The following is a 15,645-nucleotide window of genomic DNA, read 5'->3' on the forward strand; positions in this document are numbered from 1 at the left end:
TGGGGTCACTGGGCGAGCACGCTGCTGAGGCGCTCCTGGCGGAGTTGCTCGTAGCGGGTGTCGTCCAGGGGGGCGAGCTCGCCGGCCCGCCAGGAGAGCAGCAGGTCGGCCAGGGCGGGGTTGCGGGCCAGGGCGGGGCCGTGGAGGTAGGTGCCGACCACGTGGCCGGCGTAGCAGCCTTCGAAACCGTCGCCGTTGCCGACGCCCTTGATCGTCTGGGACAGAGGCTTGACGCCGGGGCCGAGGCTGGTGACGCCCATGTGGTTCTCGAAGCCGGTCAGGGTGGGCAGGCCGAGGTTGGCGTCCACCTCCGCGACCAGCTCGCCGACGGCGCGGGCGGGGCCGCGGGTGCTGGCGATGTCGAGCAGGCCGATGCCGTCGACCGGCTGGCCTTCCTCGCCGCCGAACGTGCTGCCCATGATCTGATAGCCGGCGCACACGGCCAGCATCGCGGCGCCGTGCGCGATGGCGCGGTGGAGGCCGCCGTCACGGCGCAGGCGCTCGGCCGCGAGGATCTGCGGACGGTCCTCACCGCCGCCGATGAGGTAGATGTCACCCGATTCCGGCACCGGGTCGGCGGAGCGGACGTGGATGGTCTCGGTCTCGATGCCCCTGCGCTGCGCCCGGTGCTCCAGGACGAGCACGTTGCCCTGGTCGCCGTAGGTGCTCAGCAGGTCAGGGTAGATCCAGACGATGCGCAGGGCGCTGTCAGACGGCACGACCGAACTCCGATCGGATCTGCTGGAAGGCGGTGTAGTTGGCGATCACGTCGACCCGGCCGGGCGGCTGCATGGCCAGCGCCTCGGAGAAGGAGGTGCAGGTGGCGAACGGCACGTCGGCCACTTCGAGCCGCAACGCCAGGTCGAGCCGGCGCTCGCCGGTGATGAACACGGGACGTCCGCGCAGGATGCGGTAGTCGACGTCCCACAGCCAGGAGGTGTCGCGCCCGTCGGGGCCCTTGGCGTTGACCGACAGGATGATCGGCAGGCCGGGGTCGCTGACGTCGAACGCCTCCAGCCAGCCCGCCGGGTTCTTGGCCAGCAGCAGCCGGGCCTGGCGGCCGTCGCGCTCGACCGTGGTGTAGCGGCCGGCGACCGAGGTGACCTCGCGCAGGCTGGGCAACGCCTGATCCACCGGCAGGCCGAACGCCTCGGCCACGGCCAGCGCCATCGCGGCGTTGGAGCGGTTGGCCAGGCCGGGGAGCTGGATGTCGAGCAGCCACCGCTCGCCGCGCGGGTCGATGACCGCGTCGTCGTCGAGGATCCACTGCGGCTCGGGCCGGTGGAAGGTGCACTCGCGGCAGGCCCAGTCGACGTCCTTGCGCTCAAGCGGGCCGCCGCACTCCGGGCAGCTCCAGGAGTCCTCTTTCCAGCGCTGGCCGCCGGCGACCCAGGTGACCTTGGCCGCGGTGGAGGCGCCCCAGGTGACGAGCGGGTCGTCGCAGTTGGCGATGACGTGGGTGGGCTTGCCCGACAGGGCCTTGCGCCACTTCTGTGCCAGGAGCCAGATCTCCGCCGCCCGGTCCATCTGGTCGCGGCTGAGGTTCATCAGGCAGACGACGCTCGCGCCGGTGGTGTCGAGGACCTCCGGCAGGTATTTCTCGTCGACCTCCAGCACCCCGTAGGGGGCGCCCTTCTGCTGCGACAGCGCGGAGACGTGACCGGCGGGCATGTTGGCGCCGAACGCGTTGGTGGCCACCTGCCCCAGCCGCAGCAGCGCCGAGGTGATCAGCCTCGTCGTGGTCGTCTTGCCGTTGGTCGCGCTGACCAGGGCCAGCTTGCGATCACGGGCGAGCTGGCGGAGCAGGTCGGGCTCGAGCATCAGGCCGACCCGTCCGCCGATCACCGAGCCGTCGCCGCGCCCGGTCATCCTGGACAGCGTCGCGGCACTGCGGCCCAGGGCGCTCGCGAGCTGAGCCCGTAGTGGAAGCTGGGTCATGTACAGGGATCCTAGTCGTCATCGGGGGTGTGGCACCTCCATCTGACGGTCGGCGACACGTCCGATTCGGGTGATTCGGCAAGTCAGCTGGATTCAGCGAAGGAGATCTCCGGAGTGCCGCCCTGCTCGAACGGGAGCACGAACCTGCGAGGCCACGACAGGACCCCTTCCAGCCACCCGGCGCCCATCGTCTGGCCGACGTGGCGGAGCCGGGCCTGCGTCTCGATCCCCACGGCGACCGTGGTGATGTCCCGCTGGACGCTCTCGCTCTCGTCGTCGCCCAGGATGACCCGCCACGCCAGCGCCCTGTTGTGGTCCACCTCCATCGACAGCGGGTGGTGACGCAGGGCCTTGGCACGGTGGCCGAGCAGCTCGGTGCGCGCGAGGTCGCCCGAGCCGTTGCCGTTGCCGGCGCCGGCGCCGGCAACGGCGCCGGGACCAGGGCTGTCGCCGTTGGGCTGCCGGCGGAAGAGCGAATACTCCATCGGAGGCGCGGGGCTGCGCAGGTCGGGCGCGGGCCGGCCGTACGGGAAGAGTCTGTCGACCTCGTGCAGCCAGCGCACCTGCGGGATGACCCACGAGGCGCCGGGGCGTTCGCCGCCGGTGTCCAGGGTGGCGAGCAGGCGGGTGGCCGTCTCCGCGGCCTTCTCGGTGAGCAGCGCCGGGTCGAACCAGCTCCGCAGCGACCAGGCGCGCCGCTGCACCGAGCGTTCGACGAGGGTGGCCAGCAGGCACTCCCTGCGCCGGGCCGGCAGCTCGGCCCAGGCCGCCGCCAGCGAGCGCGGCACGCCGGGCAGCGGCCGGTTGCTGACGAAGGCGAGCACGACCGTGTCGCACCAGATGCGCAGCCAGGCCCACTCCGGCGCGTCGGCCAGCACGTCGGCCTCGCGCAGCTCGACCAGCGTGCACGCCTGCCCGGTGCGGCACTGGCCGCCGCACGCCGCCGACCTGCGGCCGCGGATCGGCGGGGGCGGGCTGGTCAGCAGCTTCTCGCGGCTCTCGCCGAGCGGCACGCGCACGCGCAGCGGCCGGTCCATGCCGTCGGCGAACACGGCCGCGTCGCCCGGCGGCAGCGAGACGACCTGGCGGGACTGCTCCTCGCTGAGGTTCATCGCCGCGCCGACGAGCTGCCTGTCGTCCTCCGCGGGCAGCCGGTGCACGACCTTCAGCGCGGTGTTCTTGACCACGTCGGAGACGAGCTTGGTGGGGATCTGCTCGGCCACCACGATGCCCTCGCCGTACGCCCTGATCTCGGCGAGCATGCCGGCGAGCAGTTCGACGGCGTGGGTGGCGGCCCGGCCGGCGCCGCGGTCGCGCAGCAGCCGGTGCGCCTCCTCGATGACGATGACGTGCCGCAGGTCGGTGGATTTCTCCTGCCTGGCGCGCATCCGCAGGTGCTCCACGATCCTGATGATCAGCGTGCCCATGAGGAACGCCTTGTCCTCGTCGTTGGCCACGTCCTCGATCGCCAGCACCACGTTGCGCCGCAGCAGCCCGCCGATGTCGGCCGGGTGGCCGCCCTCGAAGAAGCGCCCGGCGGAGCCGACCCGCAGCGAGCGCAGCCGGAGCGAGATGAAGCCTTCGACGTCGGCCTGCACCTCGCGCCCGTAGCCGATCTCCTTGATCACGTCCATCGCGTGCTGCTGGAGCTGCTCCAGGGTGGGCACGCTGGGCGGCACCTTCGAGCCGGGAACCGCGCCGCCGGTGACCACGTCCCAGCCGGTGGCCTCGTAGACCCGCTGCAGCGCCAGCGACATGATCTGCGGGAACGGCTCCTCGGCGTCGAAGGCGGCCATGAACAGCGCCCGCACCATGTCGATGTGCGCCTGGACCGGGTATCCGGGCTCCGGTTCCAGCGGGTTGATGCTGAACGGCACGCCGCCGGGCGCGGACGGGTTGATCACCGTGACGGGCCCGTGCGACTCGACGCGGCCGGCCATGGCGGCGTACTCCGACTTGGCGGCCTCGATGGCCAGCCAGGGGATGTTCGCGTGGCTGAGCTGCTCCAGCAGGTGCCTGACGGTCTGCGACTTGCCGGAGCCGGTGGCGCCGGTGACGAAGGCGTGCCGGTTGAGCGTGGCCAGCGGCACCCGGAACGAGCCGACGGCGCGGTCCTGGCCGTCGAGGATCTCACCGAGCTCCAGCTCGCCGTCCTCGGCCTCCGAGGTCACGTCGAAGAACCCGGAGTCGAGCACCCGTACGCCCGGCACCTCGCGGCGGGGCAGCCCGGCCAGCGCGGCCAGCGCTCCGGCCGTCGCGGCGAACGGGGCGGCGGCGCCGTCGGCGGGGTCCTGCATGGTGATCGCCAGCGCGTCCGCCAGGGCGTACACGGATCCCTGGGCGCTGCGCAGCCGGTAGGGGTGGTGGCTCATCTCGACCGAGCCGACCAGCACGGGGGCGATCTGGCGCAGCTCCTCGGCGGTGGCGCCGCCGGCCAGCACCCGCGTGTTCCACAGCCCCGCCTCACGGAAGGCGTCGAGCTCCTGCATGCGCCGTTCGGCTCGCTCGGCGTCGAACCTGGACCGCTCCGAGGCGTCGCCGTACTGTCTGAGCACGTTGAGCTGGGTGCGCAGGTGGGCCACCTCGGCGTCCAGCAGGTCGGTCGGCTCGGCCACGACCAGCCAGGCGAACGGCCGGGACATCAGCGTGACCAGGGTCGACTCGAACAGGGTGGGGCGTTTCAGCTCATCGGGATCGCCGCCGTACTCACGCCGGCCGCCGAGCGGCGGCGCCTGGCGGCCCGGACACGGCGTCCACACCAGGTCGGCCAGGTCGGCGAGGTACTCCTCGTCGAGCTCGACGCCGCGCGCGCCACCGGGGAAGAGCAACGGCTGCGGGCCGCCCGGCCGGCCGGGCGCGTCGTGCGCCCGGCGCGGCTGGCGCGGCGGTGACAGCGGCCCCGCGTTGGTGATCAGTTCGAGCGGCGCGCCGGAGCCCCGGGAGAGCCAGCCGATGACGAACGGCCGGTCGCGCTGCGCGGCCGAGAGCACGGCGGGCAGCACGGTGACGAAATCCCACTCTGCCGACGAGCTACGCGAGGGTGCGGCGATCGACTGGATTCGGTACCAGGGACCGCTCAGCGACACACTCGACTGCATTTCATCCCCCCACAGACGGTTGTTAGTAAAACTCCGCCGCCCGTCAGCGCATCACCTCGACATTGACCATTTCATTGACCGTCATTGCCTGTCCTTGCGCCAGTCCAGGCGTGGCGGTGGTGGCCCGAGGTTCGGCGGGGGGTCCGCGTCGCCGCTGCCGGCCGCGCTGCGGGCCGCACTGCCGGCGCCGTTGCCGGCTGCGCGCTCGACGGCGGTGCGGGCTTCGCGGACGTCGTCCAGCTCACCGAGCGTGGTCTTGGGGAAGGTCAGTATGGCCGGGTTCGCGTCGGCCAGGCGGACCCGCCTGCCCTCCGCGGTGGCGTCGGTGACGATCACGGACGTGGTGGGCAGCTGCTGGAGCTGGTGCGGCTCGACGAGGAACTCCCGCGAGCGCTGCAGCACCCGCTCCTTCTCGGAGATCTTGTCGGCGGTCCGGCCCCACTCGGTCGACTCGGTGATGTCCTCGGCCAGGTCGGCGTGGCTCTCGGCGCGCTGCTCCGCGGAGTCGTCGAGCTGATCGATGGTGGAGGTGTAGCCGCCGTCGAGGCCGGGCAGCGACTCGCTGATCGTCTCGGTGAGCTGGGCGAGCTCCAGCCGGTGCTCGGTGCCGACGTGCTCGCTGGCGACCCGGGCGTCCTCGGCGTTGCCCAGGCGCATGAAGGCGACCGCGGCGTGGCCCCTGCCGAGCCGCTCACGGACGGTCGGGGTGAGCGACCGGTAGGTCAGCACGAGCCCTGTCCTGGAGGTCTCACAGGCGTCCATCAGCCGGTCCAGCACGTCGCCGCGGAGCTTGTCCGCGCCCGCCACGATGATCGTGTGGTACCAGGGCCGGTCGGAGGCGGGCGACTGGCGCAGGATGTGGGTCAGGGCCGTCGCGACGTACGTCCCGAGCACCCGGTTGCCGAACACGCCGGCCTGCCGGTCCATGCTGACGACCCGGAGCCTGGCGGGCGGCAGGCGGACGGCCTGCGTGCCGAGCGTCTCCAGTTTGCGCAGCTGCGACTCCAGCGCCCAGGCCCGCTCGATCACCACCCGGTCGCTCACGCCGCGCCCGAACAGGGTGCCGATCCGCTCCAGCTGGCTGGCGGTGATCAGGCCGAACCGCAGGTCCTCGCGCGGGTCGCCGACCTGCGCGAGCGCGCGGAGCGCGGCCGTGACCTGACTGATCGTGGCGTTGTCGCCGAGCACCTCCAGCACCCGCTCCAGGATGGCGTTGTCGAAGCTGAGGTCGCGGGTGCTGCGGTGCTCCTCGCTGACGCTGACCACGTGCGCGAGGACGTCGGCGAACGCCTCGGGCTTGAGCGTGGCGCCCAGGTCGAGCCTGGGCAGGTCGACCGGCAGCACCCACACCAGCGGATCGTCCCCGCCCTTACGGGCCAGCTCGATCAGGTCCTTGGCGATCGCGCCCTCCGACAGGTCGAGCACGGTCAGGTGGCCGCCGCTGTAGAGCCGGGTGGCGCCGAGCAGCGTGATCAGCGCCGACCAGCCGGGCAGCGTGCCCCCGGCCACGTCGATGCGGTCGATGTCGTCGGGCACCGCGACGGCGTACCAGGTGAGCTGGCGGTCGTGGCGCTCCTTGACCTCCTGCCACTCGCGGTAGCGCTGCGCGTGCTCCTCCTGGGCGCGGAACAGCTCCTTGTCACGTTCCTGACGCTGTCTGTCATCCCTCGCCTGCTGCTCGTGGACCCGGTGCTTGACCGCACGGTCGCCCTGCAGCAGGGCGTAGCTGCAGATGGCCGCCACGCCGCCGGTCGCCAGCACGCCGATGAGCGCGAAGGACCAGCCGAGATAGTCCGTCATGGCCAGCGTGAGCAGGAACAGGGTGAGCAGGAGCATGAACATCCGGACCCGCCGCACCGGCCGGTTGAGCATGTCCTCCTGCAAGCGCTCGCGGCGCAGCAGCTCGGCCTGTTGCTCCGCGTCCGTGTCGCCCTTGACGGAGTCGCTCTCCTCGGCGGGCGACGGCCGCTTCGGGGGAGGCCCCGGGTCGGGGTGCACCAGGATGTACTGCCAGCCCAGGTAGATACGGTCAGCCTGCAGCTGTGCGTGATCGGGATGCACGTCCGCCACGTGACCCCCTCCGGCTGCGCTGTGTCGTCAGTAGGGTCGGTGTCCCTCCGCTCCGTGACAGCGTATGAGCTACAACCCCTGCTGCGGCAGGGTTCTCGGCAATTCGACCAGCACAATGGGCGCATTGGGGTGAGTGGGACAAGTGTGACCTATTACCATCGATACCCATGACGGAACCCTCCGGCGGCAGCGACAGGCACAGACGCCCCGTAGTGGTGCCCGTGCTCGCCCTGGTGACCCTCACCGCCGTCGGCGTCGTCGCTCTGCTGGGCGGCCTCGACGAGCGCCCTGAAACCCCGCCGCCGAAGCTCAAGGCCGGGCAGAGCGTGGACCTGGGCCAGTTCGACGCCCAGTTCATCGAGTCCACGATGACGATCGAGCCGGCCGCGAACCAGTTCGCCAAGGACAAGCGCTTCCTCGACGTGGTGTTCAAGGTGACGAACAAGACCGACAAGACCCTCCTCGTGGGCAGCCTGCCGACCGACAAGAGCTCCGGCTACAGCTTCGGCGGGGCCCTGCTGAAGATGACCCCGCAGATCAAGAGCGAGGTCGGGGGCCGGTTGTTCGTCCTGTCCAAGGGCGTACAGTCCTCGCAGTTGCATCCTGACGTCGCCGCGACCGTGATCGCCCGCTATGAGCTGGACGGTACGGCCACCCCGCCGGAGCAGGTGACCTACGACGTGGCCGCGTACGAGGAGATGGAGAACCCGCTGACCGGTGTCGTCACCTGGCTGGTGCCGTCCGAGGGGGGATTCGTCGGCAAGGCGGAGGTGAAGAAGGTGGCCGCGACCGTCACCCTGCCCGTGAAGCAGGAGGGGACGTGATGACGACCACCGACGAGGTGCGCACCGAGCCCCCGCCCGGCGCGCGGCGGGAGCGCCCGCGCCGCCGGGCGGCCGCCACGGTGGTCAACACCCTGGTCGGCCTGGTCCTGGTCGCCGGCGCCGTGGCCGTGCAGTCGCGGGAGATGTCCCAGGCGGAGATGGACGCGCCGCTCACCTACGTGGGCGCGAAGGACGAGGCGGTCGACGCCGGCCGGTTCGCGGTTCGCGTGAAGAAGGTGTCCACGGCCAGGACGGTCAAGAGCCGGGACAAGATCGTGGAAACCGAGCAGGTGTTCCTGGTGATCGAGGCGGAGGCCACCGTGCCCAAGGACCCGGTACATCTGGCGCCGCCCACCCTGCTCGCCGCCGACGGCAAGAAGTTCGTCGCCACCGACAAGGTCGACGAGAGCCAGACGCTGGTCAACCCGTGGATCCAGCCGGGCTGGTGGGCGTCGGGCAGGTTCGTCTTCGAGGTGCCGCCCGCCGCGCTGCCGGGCGCGCAGGCCGTGTTCCAGCTGCCGACCGGCGGCTTCTACGTCGAGCCGCTGCCGCCGGAGGCGCAGGTGGACCTCGGCATCGACGCGGCCACCGCCAAGAAGCTCAGCTCCGCGCCCGCGGACGTCGTCGACCTGGACGAGAAGAAGTAGGCCATGAGCACGAACGACGCGGAGCGCGACTGGTTCGCCCCACCGCCCAGCCAGCCCACCCAGCCACCACAGCCCGCACCGCCGCCCCGGGACCCGCAGGCGCCCCAGGCCCCCCAGGGACCGGCTCGGCCGCGCCGGGGGCAGCATCGGCAGCCGGGCGGTCAGCCCTTCTCGCCCGGCGCTCCGCCCCGGCGGCCCCGTGGCACGGCCCCGTTCCCGGACCAGCAGGTGTGGCCGCCGCCGCGGAAGCAGTCGGTCAACGCCGCGACCCAGCCGATCCCGGCCATCACGAGCGCCGGGCCGCTGCCGTCCTCGACCCCGCCCGCCTCGCCGCCGCCTCCACAAGAACCGCCTCCACAAGAGCCGGCGCCCGGGCCGACGCCCGAACCGGCGCCTGCCTCCGAGCCCGCCGCCGTCCGGCCGCCCGCCCGGCGGGGCCGGACGCTGCTGCTGGGAGTCGGCGCGGTGGTCGCCTTCACGCTGGGCATGGGCCTGCCGACGGCCGACCGCTACCTGTTCTACAAGAGCGGCCAGCCGGGCGAGACCGTGCACGTGGTGCCGGTCGGACAGCAGGTGACGTACGAGCACGTGACGTGGCTGACGGTGGTCGAGCCGACGCCGCCACCGGCGGGCACCACGCACAACACCCCCGACAAGCAGTGGCTCAAAATCACCGTCACCCGCAAGGCCGCCGACGAGGCCGGCACCGTCCTCACCGGCAGGCCCGAGCTGACCGTACGGGACAAGCGCGAGCGCACCTGGCAGGTGGAGATCATCGAGGACAACCTGCCCACCGACAAGCACGAGGTGCACCGGGCCTACGACTACACCGCGCTGGCCGTGGTGCCCAAGGCGGTGGCCGACGAGGTGGAGCTGCACCTGGAGCCGAACATCACCTACCGCTCGGACACGCCCACCGAGAAGCTCCTGGAGGTCAAGCCGGAGGACGAGGAGAAGGCCGCCAGGAACGACGTGCTGATCTTCAGGCGGTGATGTCCTCGCCCCGCAGCCGTGCCCTGGTGGCCGCGATGTCGAACGCCGCGGCCAGCACGCTGAAGGACAGGGCGGTCACCAGCAGGTCCAGGACGAACCCGACGGGATGGCCGACGAACAGCCACATGAACGGCACGTCCGAACCGATCAGCGTGTAGATGGCCCGCGTCAGATAGTCGACGCCCACGTGGAGGCCCGTGTACAGCAGGCACACGAGGCCGAACAGCGTCGCGCCGCCCTTCACCGTGATCCTGAAGGCGTTGACCACGGGCACCCAGCGCTCCACGAAGCCGCCCACGACCCGGTCCACGGCCCGCTGGGTGATCGAGTGGCTGCCCTCCAGCTTGTCGACGCCCTTCTCCAGCTTTGTGCCGCGCACCGCCCTGCGCATGTCGTCCACGGAGGCGCCGAAGACCAGCACGGCCACCGCCAGCCAGGTGAGCGGCACGGCGAGCGCGTCCACCGCGTACGGCCACACGTCGGCGACCCAGGCCCAGAACGCCTCCCAGCCGGGGACGCTCTCCTTGGCCTGCTCCCAGGCGTCCGTCGCGCCGCCCACGACGGCTCGCTGACCGGCCCAGTCGCCCCGCAGCGCCGACAGGTTGTAGAGGGCGTTCAGCGCGCAGAACACGAAGGAGAACTCCGCGAAGGCGGCGGCGACGCCGGTGGCCCCGCCCTTGCCGTTCTCCACCATGCGCGAGAACAGCGCGCGCAGCCCGAAGGTGACGGCCATCGCCGCGAGCGAGACCCGCCAGTCCAGACTGACCAGACCCACGCCGTACGTGACCGCCTCGTTCGTACCGTTGGCCGCGTTGTTCAGGATGGGCGTGTAGAAGTTGTCGTCGAGGTTGTGGAGCAGGTCCATCTGCTGAAAGTCGGCCGCGTCCTCGATGTGCAGCGACCAGGCCATGTAGATGACCGCGAAGGCCGGCGCCACCCGGTTGAGCGAACGCCACAGCTTCTCCGGCGGCTGCCCGTCCGCGTGGCGCGCCTGGGTCTCCCAGAGCACGCGGCGCAGCGACAGGAACATGCCCGTGATCATCGTCATCGAGATCAGGATCACCACGGTCAGCAGCACGTAGGCGGCGACCAGGCGCGCCTGGTAGAAATCGCCGTGCTGGATCTCCGAGGCCAGGTAGAGCGTGGCCCAGCGAGCCAGCTCACCCGCCGAGAACCAGAGGATCAGGGGCAGCGCGCATCGCCCCGCAAGCCTGAGGGCGTGCAGGGGCAACGAGAAGGGGGACGGCATCTTCTGAGCCGGTATAGGCCCAGGTCGGGGAGGCGCCATCACACCTGACGATCCGGACATCTGCTGAATCGTATCGTTCTGCTCCATCTGGCGCAGCAGCAACGTGCACAGCCCGCTAGGCGCGGCTCTCCAGGCGCCGGGCCAGATCCACCAGCTCCGGCAGGCGCAGCACCCGGCCCCCCGCCCCCGGCAGAGGCACGTGCAGCGGCTCGGTCCAGCGCGCCGGAATCGCCGCGAAACCGTAGACCGCCCCCGCCAGGCCACCGGTCACCGCGCCCACCGTGTCGGTGTCGCCGCCCAGGTCGACCGCGGCCCGCAGCGCCTCCTCCAGCCCCGACGTGCCGCGCAACGCCCACACGGCCGAACCGAGGCAGGGCCAGATCGCGCCGTTGAACTCGGTGGCCTGATCAGGGTGCCAGTCCGGCGCCAGCACGACGGAGTAGCGCTCCCGGTGCTGCGCGGGGACATGCGTGAGCACGTCGGGCACGGCTTCGAGGGGATCGCCGCCGTCGAGCGCCACCCGCAGCAGCTCGTGGTAGACGGCCGTGCCCGCCCAGGCGGCCGGGTCGCCGTGGGTCAGCGCCGCGATGCGCCGGGCGGCGTCCATGGTCGCCTCACGCCCGTCGGCGGCGAAGTAGACGGCCGAAGTGGTGGCCCGCATGAGCGAGCCGTTGCCTGCGGCGCGGCGCGTGCTCTGGAAGTGGAAGCCCGCCGCCAGGTCCCACGGCATGCCGTTGGTGAGCACTTCCTCGGTCTGCAGGCCGATGTCCTTGGGATCGTCGGCGGCCCAGCGCTGGAACCGGGCGAAGACGTCGGGCAGGTCCAGCCCGCCGCACTCCAGCAGCGACTCGGCCAGGTGCACGGCCATCTGGGTGTCGTCGGTGGCCTCTCCAGGCTCCCAGCCCCCGCCACCGCACATCTCCCCGCCTCCGGCGGGGAACCGGCCGCTGAACGCGCCGGCGGGCCCGAACTCGAAGGGGGCTCCCAGCGCGTCACCCACGGCCGATCCCACGACCGCGCCCACGGCACGTTCCCTACGGTCCATCTCTGCAGCGTATCGACGCCCCGCCGACCTCCTCACAGCGGTTCCGCCCCACCGCCTCCAGCGCGATCGAGGTGCGGCGGCGGCAGGATGCGGGATCGGCTTACGGCGCCGGGACAGCGGCGAGCGGGATGGGAGTACGGTGCCGGGATCGGTGCGGGCGTGGGCTCCCGATCCGGGCGTGGGTACGGCACGATGGCGGGATGAAGCCGCAGCCCGCACTGGACACCGACCCGCGCGTGGTCGGCCAACGGGTCCGGCAACTGCGCCAGGCGCGCGGGGTCTCGCTGTCGGAGCTCGCCAGACGAGCGGGCATCGGCAAGGCCACGCTCTCCGGCGTGGAGACCGGCACCCGCAACCCCACGCTGGAGACGCTCTGGGCCATCACCGCCCAGCTCGGGGTGCCGATCGGGGCGATCCTCGACGCACCTCCCGAGCCCCGGATCGTGCGGGGCACGGCCGTCGAGGCGGCGCTGCTGGAGGTGTTCGAGGACGAGACGGTCACCTACGAGCTCTACCGCCTGCGCGTGCCGCCCGGCATCACCCAGACCTCCCCGGCGCATCTCGCGGGCGCCAGCGAGCACATCACGGTCTTCAACGGCACCCTGACGGCGGGCCCGCTGGACGCGCCCCTGACGGCCGGCCCCGGCGACCACATCTGCTGGCGCTCCGACGTGCCCCACGGCTACCGCGCCACGGGCGCCGAGGTCGTCCACGCCACCCTCCTCATGCGCTACGCCGCCACCCCCGGACGCCCTCACGCCGCTCCGCCCGCGGACCTCCAGGCCTACTGACCGTCAGGCGGCGGCGGGCCGGCAGGTGCGGCAGGGCCTGTAGCCGGCCGTGCGGGCCTGGCCGAGGGTGCGGAAGCCGTGGCGGTGGGCGGGGGTGATGCGGCGGGCGTTGTGGCAGGTCGGGAAGCAGACCACGCCTGTGGTGTCGCTGGCCAGGTAGAAGACCCGCTCGCGGGCCAGGGCGCGGAGGCGGTCGAGGTCCACGCCCTCGGCTGCGAGAAGCCGTTCCTTGGCGGCCGGGCCGAAGACGTACTCCCCTACGCCCCCGTCGGAGCGGGTCACCCGGTGACAGGGGATGAGCAGCGGCACCGGGTTGCCCGCCAGGGCCGTGCCCACCGCTCGGACCGCCCTCGGCCTGCCGATCCGCTGGGCGATCCAGGCGTACGGCCGTACCTCGCCTCTGGGGATGGCACGGGCGGCGAGCAGCACGTCACGCTGAAAGTCGCTCAGCCCGCGCAGGTCCAGCCGCAGCCCTGCGGCGCGGCCGGTGCGCAGGGCCGGCACCAGGCCCGCCGGTGGCCTGGCGGCGGGCAGCAGCGGGCGGCCGAACCGCTTCCTGAACGACTCGGCGAACCCGTCCACGCCCTCGTGCACGTACACGATCCCGTGGTCGGTGAAGGCCACGTCGACCTCCCCGATCGGCCCCGGCACGCGCACCCGGCGCGCCGCGATCCGGTCGAGCAGCCCTTCGGGCGCGTCGGTGGCCAACGCCGCCAGCCCGGCGAGCAACGGGTCCCGATCCTCGCCGGTCGTCGGGTCCGGGGTTGTCGGTCGCGGGGTCATCGGGTGCCTCCCAGTGCGCGCAGCCGCTTCAGGCCGCGCGATACGTGCGACTTCACGGTCCCCTGCGGGATCTTGAGTACCGTGGCGATCTCGCTCACCGGCAGGTCGACAACGTGCCGGAGGACGACCGCCGCTCGCTGCTCCGCCGGCAGCAGGCCGAGCAGTGCCTGCAGCTCGTCGCCCGTCTCGCGGCGCACGGCCGCGTCCTCGACGCTCTCGCGGGGGTCGGCTGTCTCGACGGGGACCTCATGCAGGTCGGGGGGCGGTTTACGGGATCTGGTCCGGGCGCAGTTGCGCCAGAGGTTCATCAGGATCGTCATCAGCCAGGCCCTCGGCTGCAACTCGGCGATGCGGTCGCGATCGTATCCGGCCAGCGCCCGGTAGGCCCGCAGGAACGCCTCCGCGGTCAGGTCCTCCGCGTCGGCCCACCGGCCGCTGAGGCGCAGCGCGGTGGTGAACACGAGCCCGCGGTGCGCGGCGAACAGCTCGGCGAACCCCTCGTCGAGGTCGTCCAGCAGCGCCTTGCGCACGGGATCGAGACAGTCCATGTGGCTCACATCAGGTACAACACCGCGCGCCTCGATCTCGTTGCACGCGAAAAGCCCGCGTCCGGAGAACGCGGGCCCTTCACTGAAGAACGGGTCAGACGGCCACAGCCAGCTCGGACACTTCGCCGAGCTTGGCCTCCACCTGGACGTCCCTGGTGACGCCGCCGCCCGCGATGATACGGACGGTCCAGTCGCCGGGACCGGCGAAGAAGCGGAAGACGCCCTCGTCGGACACGACCACCTCGCCGGTGAACTCACCGGTGTGGTCCAGCAGCCGCGCGTAGGCGGTGCCGGCGCCCGTGACCCGGCCCTGGATCACGGCCTGGTTGGAAAGATCGATTCCGGCCGGCAGCGCGATCGTCTGCTCCGGCGCTCCGCAACCCTGTGCAGTCATCAGCGGGCCTCTCCCAGCTCGATCGGCACGCCCACGAGCGAGCCGTATTCGGTCCATGAACCGTCATAGTTGGTCACGTTGGCCTGGTCGAGCAGCTCGTGCAGCACGAACCAGGTGTGCGCGGACCGCTCGCCGATGCGGCAGTAGGCGATCGTGTCCTTGGCGAAGTCGACGCCGGCCGCCTCGTAGAGGCTGCGCAGGTCGTCGTCGGACTTGAAGGTGCCGTCGTCGTTGGCCGCCTTCGACCACGGGATGTTGCGGGCGGTGGGCACGTGGCCGCCGCGCTGCGCGGACTCCTGCGGCAGGTGGGCCGGGGCGAGCAGCTTGCCGGTGAACTCGTCGGGCGAGCGGACGTCGACCAGGTTGAGCTTGCCGATCGCGGCCACCACGTCGTCGCGGAAGGCGCGGATGCTGGTGTCCTCGCCGGAGACGACGTACTGGGTCTTGTCGCGCTGCGGCACGTCCTTGACCAGCTGGCGGGAGTCGAGCTCCCACTTCTTACGGCCACCGTCGAGCAGCTTCACCTGGTCGTGGCCGTACAGCTTGAAGTACCAGTAGGCGTAGGCGGCGAACCAGTTGTTGTTGCCGCCGTAGAGGACGACGGTGTCGTCGTTGGAGATGCCGCGCTCGGAGAGCAGGGCCTCGAATCCCGTCTTGTCGACGAAGTCACGGCGGACCGGGTCCTGCAGGTCCTGCTTCCAGTCGATCTTCACGGCACCACGGATGTGGCCCTTGTCATAGGCACTGGTGTCCTCGTCGACCTCGACGAGCACGATCCCGGGGGTGTCGAGGTTGGACTCGACCCATTCGGCATCTACCAGGACGGCAGAGCGGCTCATTGGGAAACCTCCATTTTGGCGGCGGGTAGTAGACGGCGAATCAGCAGGTACAGCTCGCAGCCAAGGCAGAATCCGAAGGCTGCGTTGAGGAATGCGGCGAGGAGAGCCGCAGCCGTGGCCACCATGGCCAGCGGTGTGATCCCCAGGGCGTATCCGGCCAGCCCCGCGACCGCGAAGACGAGCCCCACCCCCTGCGCGAAGCGCGGCGGGCGGGCGTCCTCGGTCTCCTTCGGGACGCTCCTGACGAGCGCCTTGAAGAGCATTCCGTACGGCGAGCGGCCGGTCGTGCCGAGTGCGAACACCACCGTCTGGGCGGCGAGCAGCCAGGCGCTGCCCGTCACCAGGACGAGGGCGAGGATCGCAGTGGTCAAGGCCGCGCCGAAGCGCAACGCTCTAGGGTCGGTACGCATCGTGGGATGCTCCCTG

General features: G+C 71.6%; 15 protein-coding genes. 4 read left to right on the forward strand and 11 right to left on the reverse strand.

The window, feature by feature from the left end; translation table 11 throughout:
- Positions 1 to 5 precede the first annotated feature (5 nt).
- The 4 genes from ACIBQX_RS31705 to ACIBQX_RS31720 form a co-directional block, all read right to left on the reverse strand.
- On the reverse strand, positions 6 to 719 hold the full coding sequence (locus ACIBQX_RS31705; protein WP_397010955.1) for a type 1 glutamine amidotransferase: 714 nt from the start codon (positions 717 to 719) through the stop codon (positions 6 to 8).
- Positions 709 to 1,938: a MurT ligase domain-containing protein gene (locus tag ACIBQX_RS31710; RefSeq protein ID WP_397010957.1), complete on the reverse strand. Its 1,230-nt coding sequence runs from the start codon at positions 1,936 to 1,938 to the stop codon at positions 709 to 711. Before ACIBQX_RS31710 ends, ACIBQX_RS31705 begins: the two co-directional genes overlap by 11 nt.
- A gap of 83 nt (positions 1,939 to 2,021) precedes the next feature.
- Positions 2,022 to 5,036 carry an ATP-binding protein gene (locus ACIBQX_RS31715; protein ID WP_397010959.1) on the reverse strand — a complete coding sequence of 1,005 codons (3,015 nt, stop codon included), beginning with the start codon at positions 5,034 to 5,036 and terminating at the stop codon, positions 2,022 to 2,024.
- A gap of 81 nt (positions 5,037 to 5,117) precedes the next feature.
- Positions 5,118 to 7,106: a hypothetical protein gene (locus ACIBQX_RS31720; protein ID WP_397010961.1), complete on the reverse strand. Its 1,989-nt coding sequence runs from the start codon at positions 7,104 to 7,106 to the stop codon at positions 5,118 to 5,120.
- A 167-nt stretch (positions 7,107 to 7,273) separates the two neighbouring features.
- On the opposite strand from ACIBQX_RS31720, the gene ACIBQX_RS31725 reads away from it, so the two are divergent.
- From ACIBQX_RS31725 to ACIBQX_RS31735, 3 genes are read left to right on the forward strand one after another with little or no spacing between them, the layout of a single operon-like run.
- Positions 7,274 to 7,930 (forward strand): hypothetical protein, encoded by a 657-nt coding sequence (locus ACIBQX_RS31725; RefSeq protein WP_397010963.1) that lies wholly within the window; start codon positions 7,274 to 7,276, stop codon positions 7,928 to 7,930.
- On the forward strand, positions 7,930 to 8,577 hold the full coding sequence (locus tag ACIBQX_RS31730) for a hypothetical protein (protein WP_397010965.1): 648 nt from the start codon (positions 7,930 to 7,932) through the stop codon (positions 8,575 to 8,577). The genes ACIBQX_RS31725 and ACIBQX_RS31730 overlap by 1 nt, the downstream gene beginning before the upstream one ends.
- 3 nt (positions 8,578 to 8,580) lie before the next feature.
- Positions 8,581 to 9,570: a hypothetical protein gene (locus tag ACIBQX_RS31735; protein WP_397010967.1), complete on the forward strand. Its 990-nt coding sequence runs from the start codon at positions 8,581 to 8,583 to the stop codon at positions 9,568 to 9,570.
- On the opposite strand, the gene ACIBQX_RS31740 is transcribed toward ACIBQX_RS31735, so the two are convergent.
- Both ACIBQX_RS31740 and ACIBQX_RS31745 read right to left on the reverse strand, forming a co-directional pair.
- The gene (locus tag ACIBQX_RS31740; protein WP_397010969.1) at positions 9,560 to 10,819 is read right to left on the reverse strand and encodes a hypothetical protein; all 1,260 of its coding nucleotides are present in this window, start codon (positions 10,817 to 10,819) and stop codon (positions 9,560 to 9,562) included. The two genes, ACIBQX_RS31735 and ACIBQX_RS31740, sit on opposite strands and share 11 nt — an antisense overlap.
- 115 nt (positions 10,820 to 10,934) lie before the next feature.
- Positions 10,935 to 11,864 (reverse strand): ADP-ribosylglycohydrolase family protein, encoded by a 930-nt coding sequence (locus ACIBQX_RS31745; RefSeq protein WP_397010971.1) that lies wholly within the window; start codon positions 11,862 to 11,864, stop codon positions 10,935 to 10,937.
- A gap of 200 nt (positions 11,865 to 12,064) precedes the next feature.
- Between ACIBQX_RS31745 and ACIBQX_RS31750 the strand changes: the two genes are divergently transcribed.
- A complete protein-coding gene (locus ACIBQX_RS31750; RefSeq protein ID WP_397010973.1) occupies positions 12,065 to 12,655 on the forward strand; it encodes a helix-turn-helix domain-containing protein in 591 nt (196 codons plus the stop codon).
- Between the two features lie 3 nt (positions 12,656 to 12,658).
- Here ACIBQX_RS31750 and ACIBQX_RS31755 read toward each other — a convergent pair whose 3' ends face one another.
- From ACIBQX_RS31755 to ACIBQX_RS31775, 5 genes are all read right to left on the reverse strand, one after another.
- Entirely contained in the window at positions 12,659 to 13,438 is a 780-nt protein-coding gene (locus tag ACIBQX_RS31755; protein WP_397010975.1) for a methylated-DNA--[protein]-cysteine S-methyltransferase, read from the reverse strand.
- Positions 13,435 to 13,986 (reverse strand): RNA polymerase sigma factor, encoded by a 552-nt coding sequence (locus tag ACIBQX_RS31760; RefSeq protein ID WP_397010977.1) that lies wholly within the window; start codon positions 13,984 to 13,986, stop codon positions 13,435 to 13,437. Before ACIBQX_RS31760 ends, ACIBQX_RS31755 begins: the two co-directional genes overlap by 4 nt.
- Positions 13,987 to 14,080: 94 nt before the next feature.
- Positions 14,081 to 14,380 carry a DUF1416 domain-containing protein gene (locus ACIBQX_RS31765; protein ID WP_397010979.1) on the reverse strand — a complete coding sequence of 100 codons (300 nt, stop codon included), beginning with the start codon at positions 14,378 to 14,380 and terminating at the stop codon, positions 14,081 to 14,083.
- Complete coding sequence (locus tag ACIBQX_RS31770; RefSeq protein WP_397010981.1) at positions 14,380 to 15,219, reverse strand: sulfurtransferase; 840 nt, start codon at positions 15,217 to 15,219, stop codon at positions 14,380 to 14,382. The genes ACIBQX_RS31765 and ACIBQX_RS31770 overlap by 1 nt, the downstream gene beginning before the upstream one ends.
- On the reverse strand, positions 15,216 to 15,629 hold the full coding sequence (locus ACIBQX_RS31775; protein WP_397010983.1) for a DUF4395 domain-containing protein: 414 nt from the start codon (positions 15,627 to 15,629) through the stop codon (positions 15,216 to 15,218). Before ACIBQX_RS31775 ends, ACIBQX_RS31770 begins: the two co-directional genes overlap by 4 nt.
- Positions 15,630 to 15,645: the final 16 nt, after the last annotated feature.

This window comes from Nonomuraea sp. NPDC049714, from assembly GCF_044465295.1.
Lineage (GTDB): Bacteria > Actinomycetota > Actinomycetes > Streptosporangiales > Streptosporangiaceae > Nonomuraea.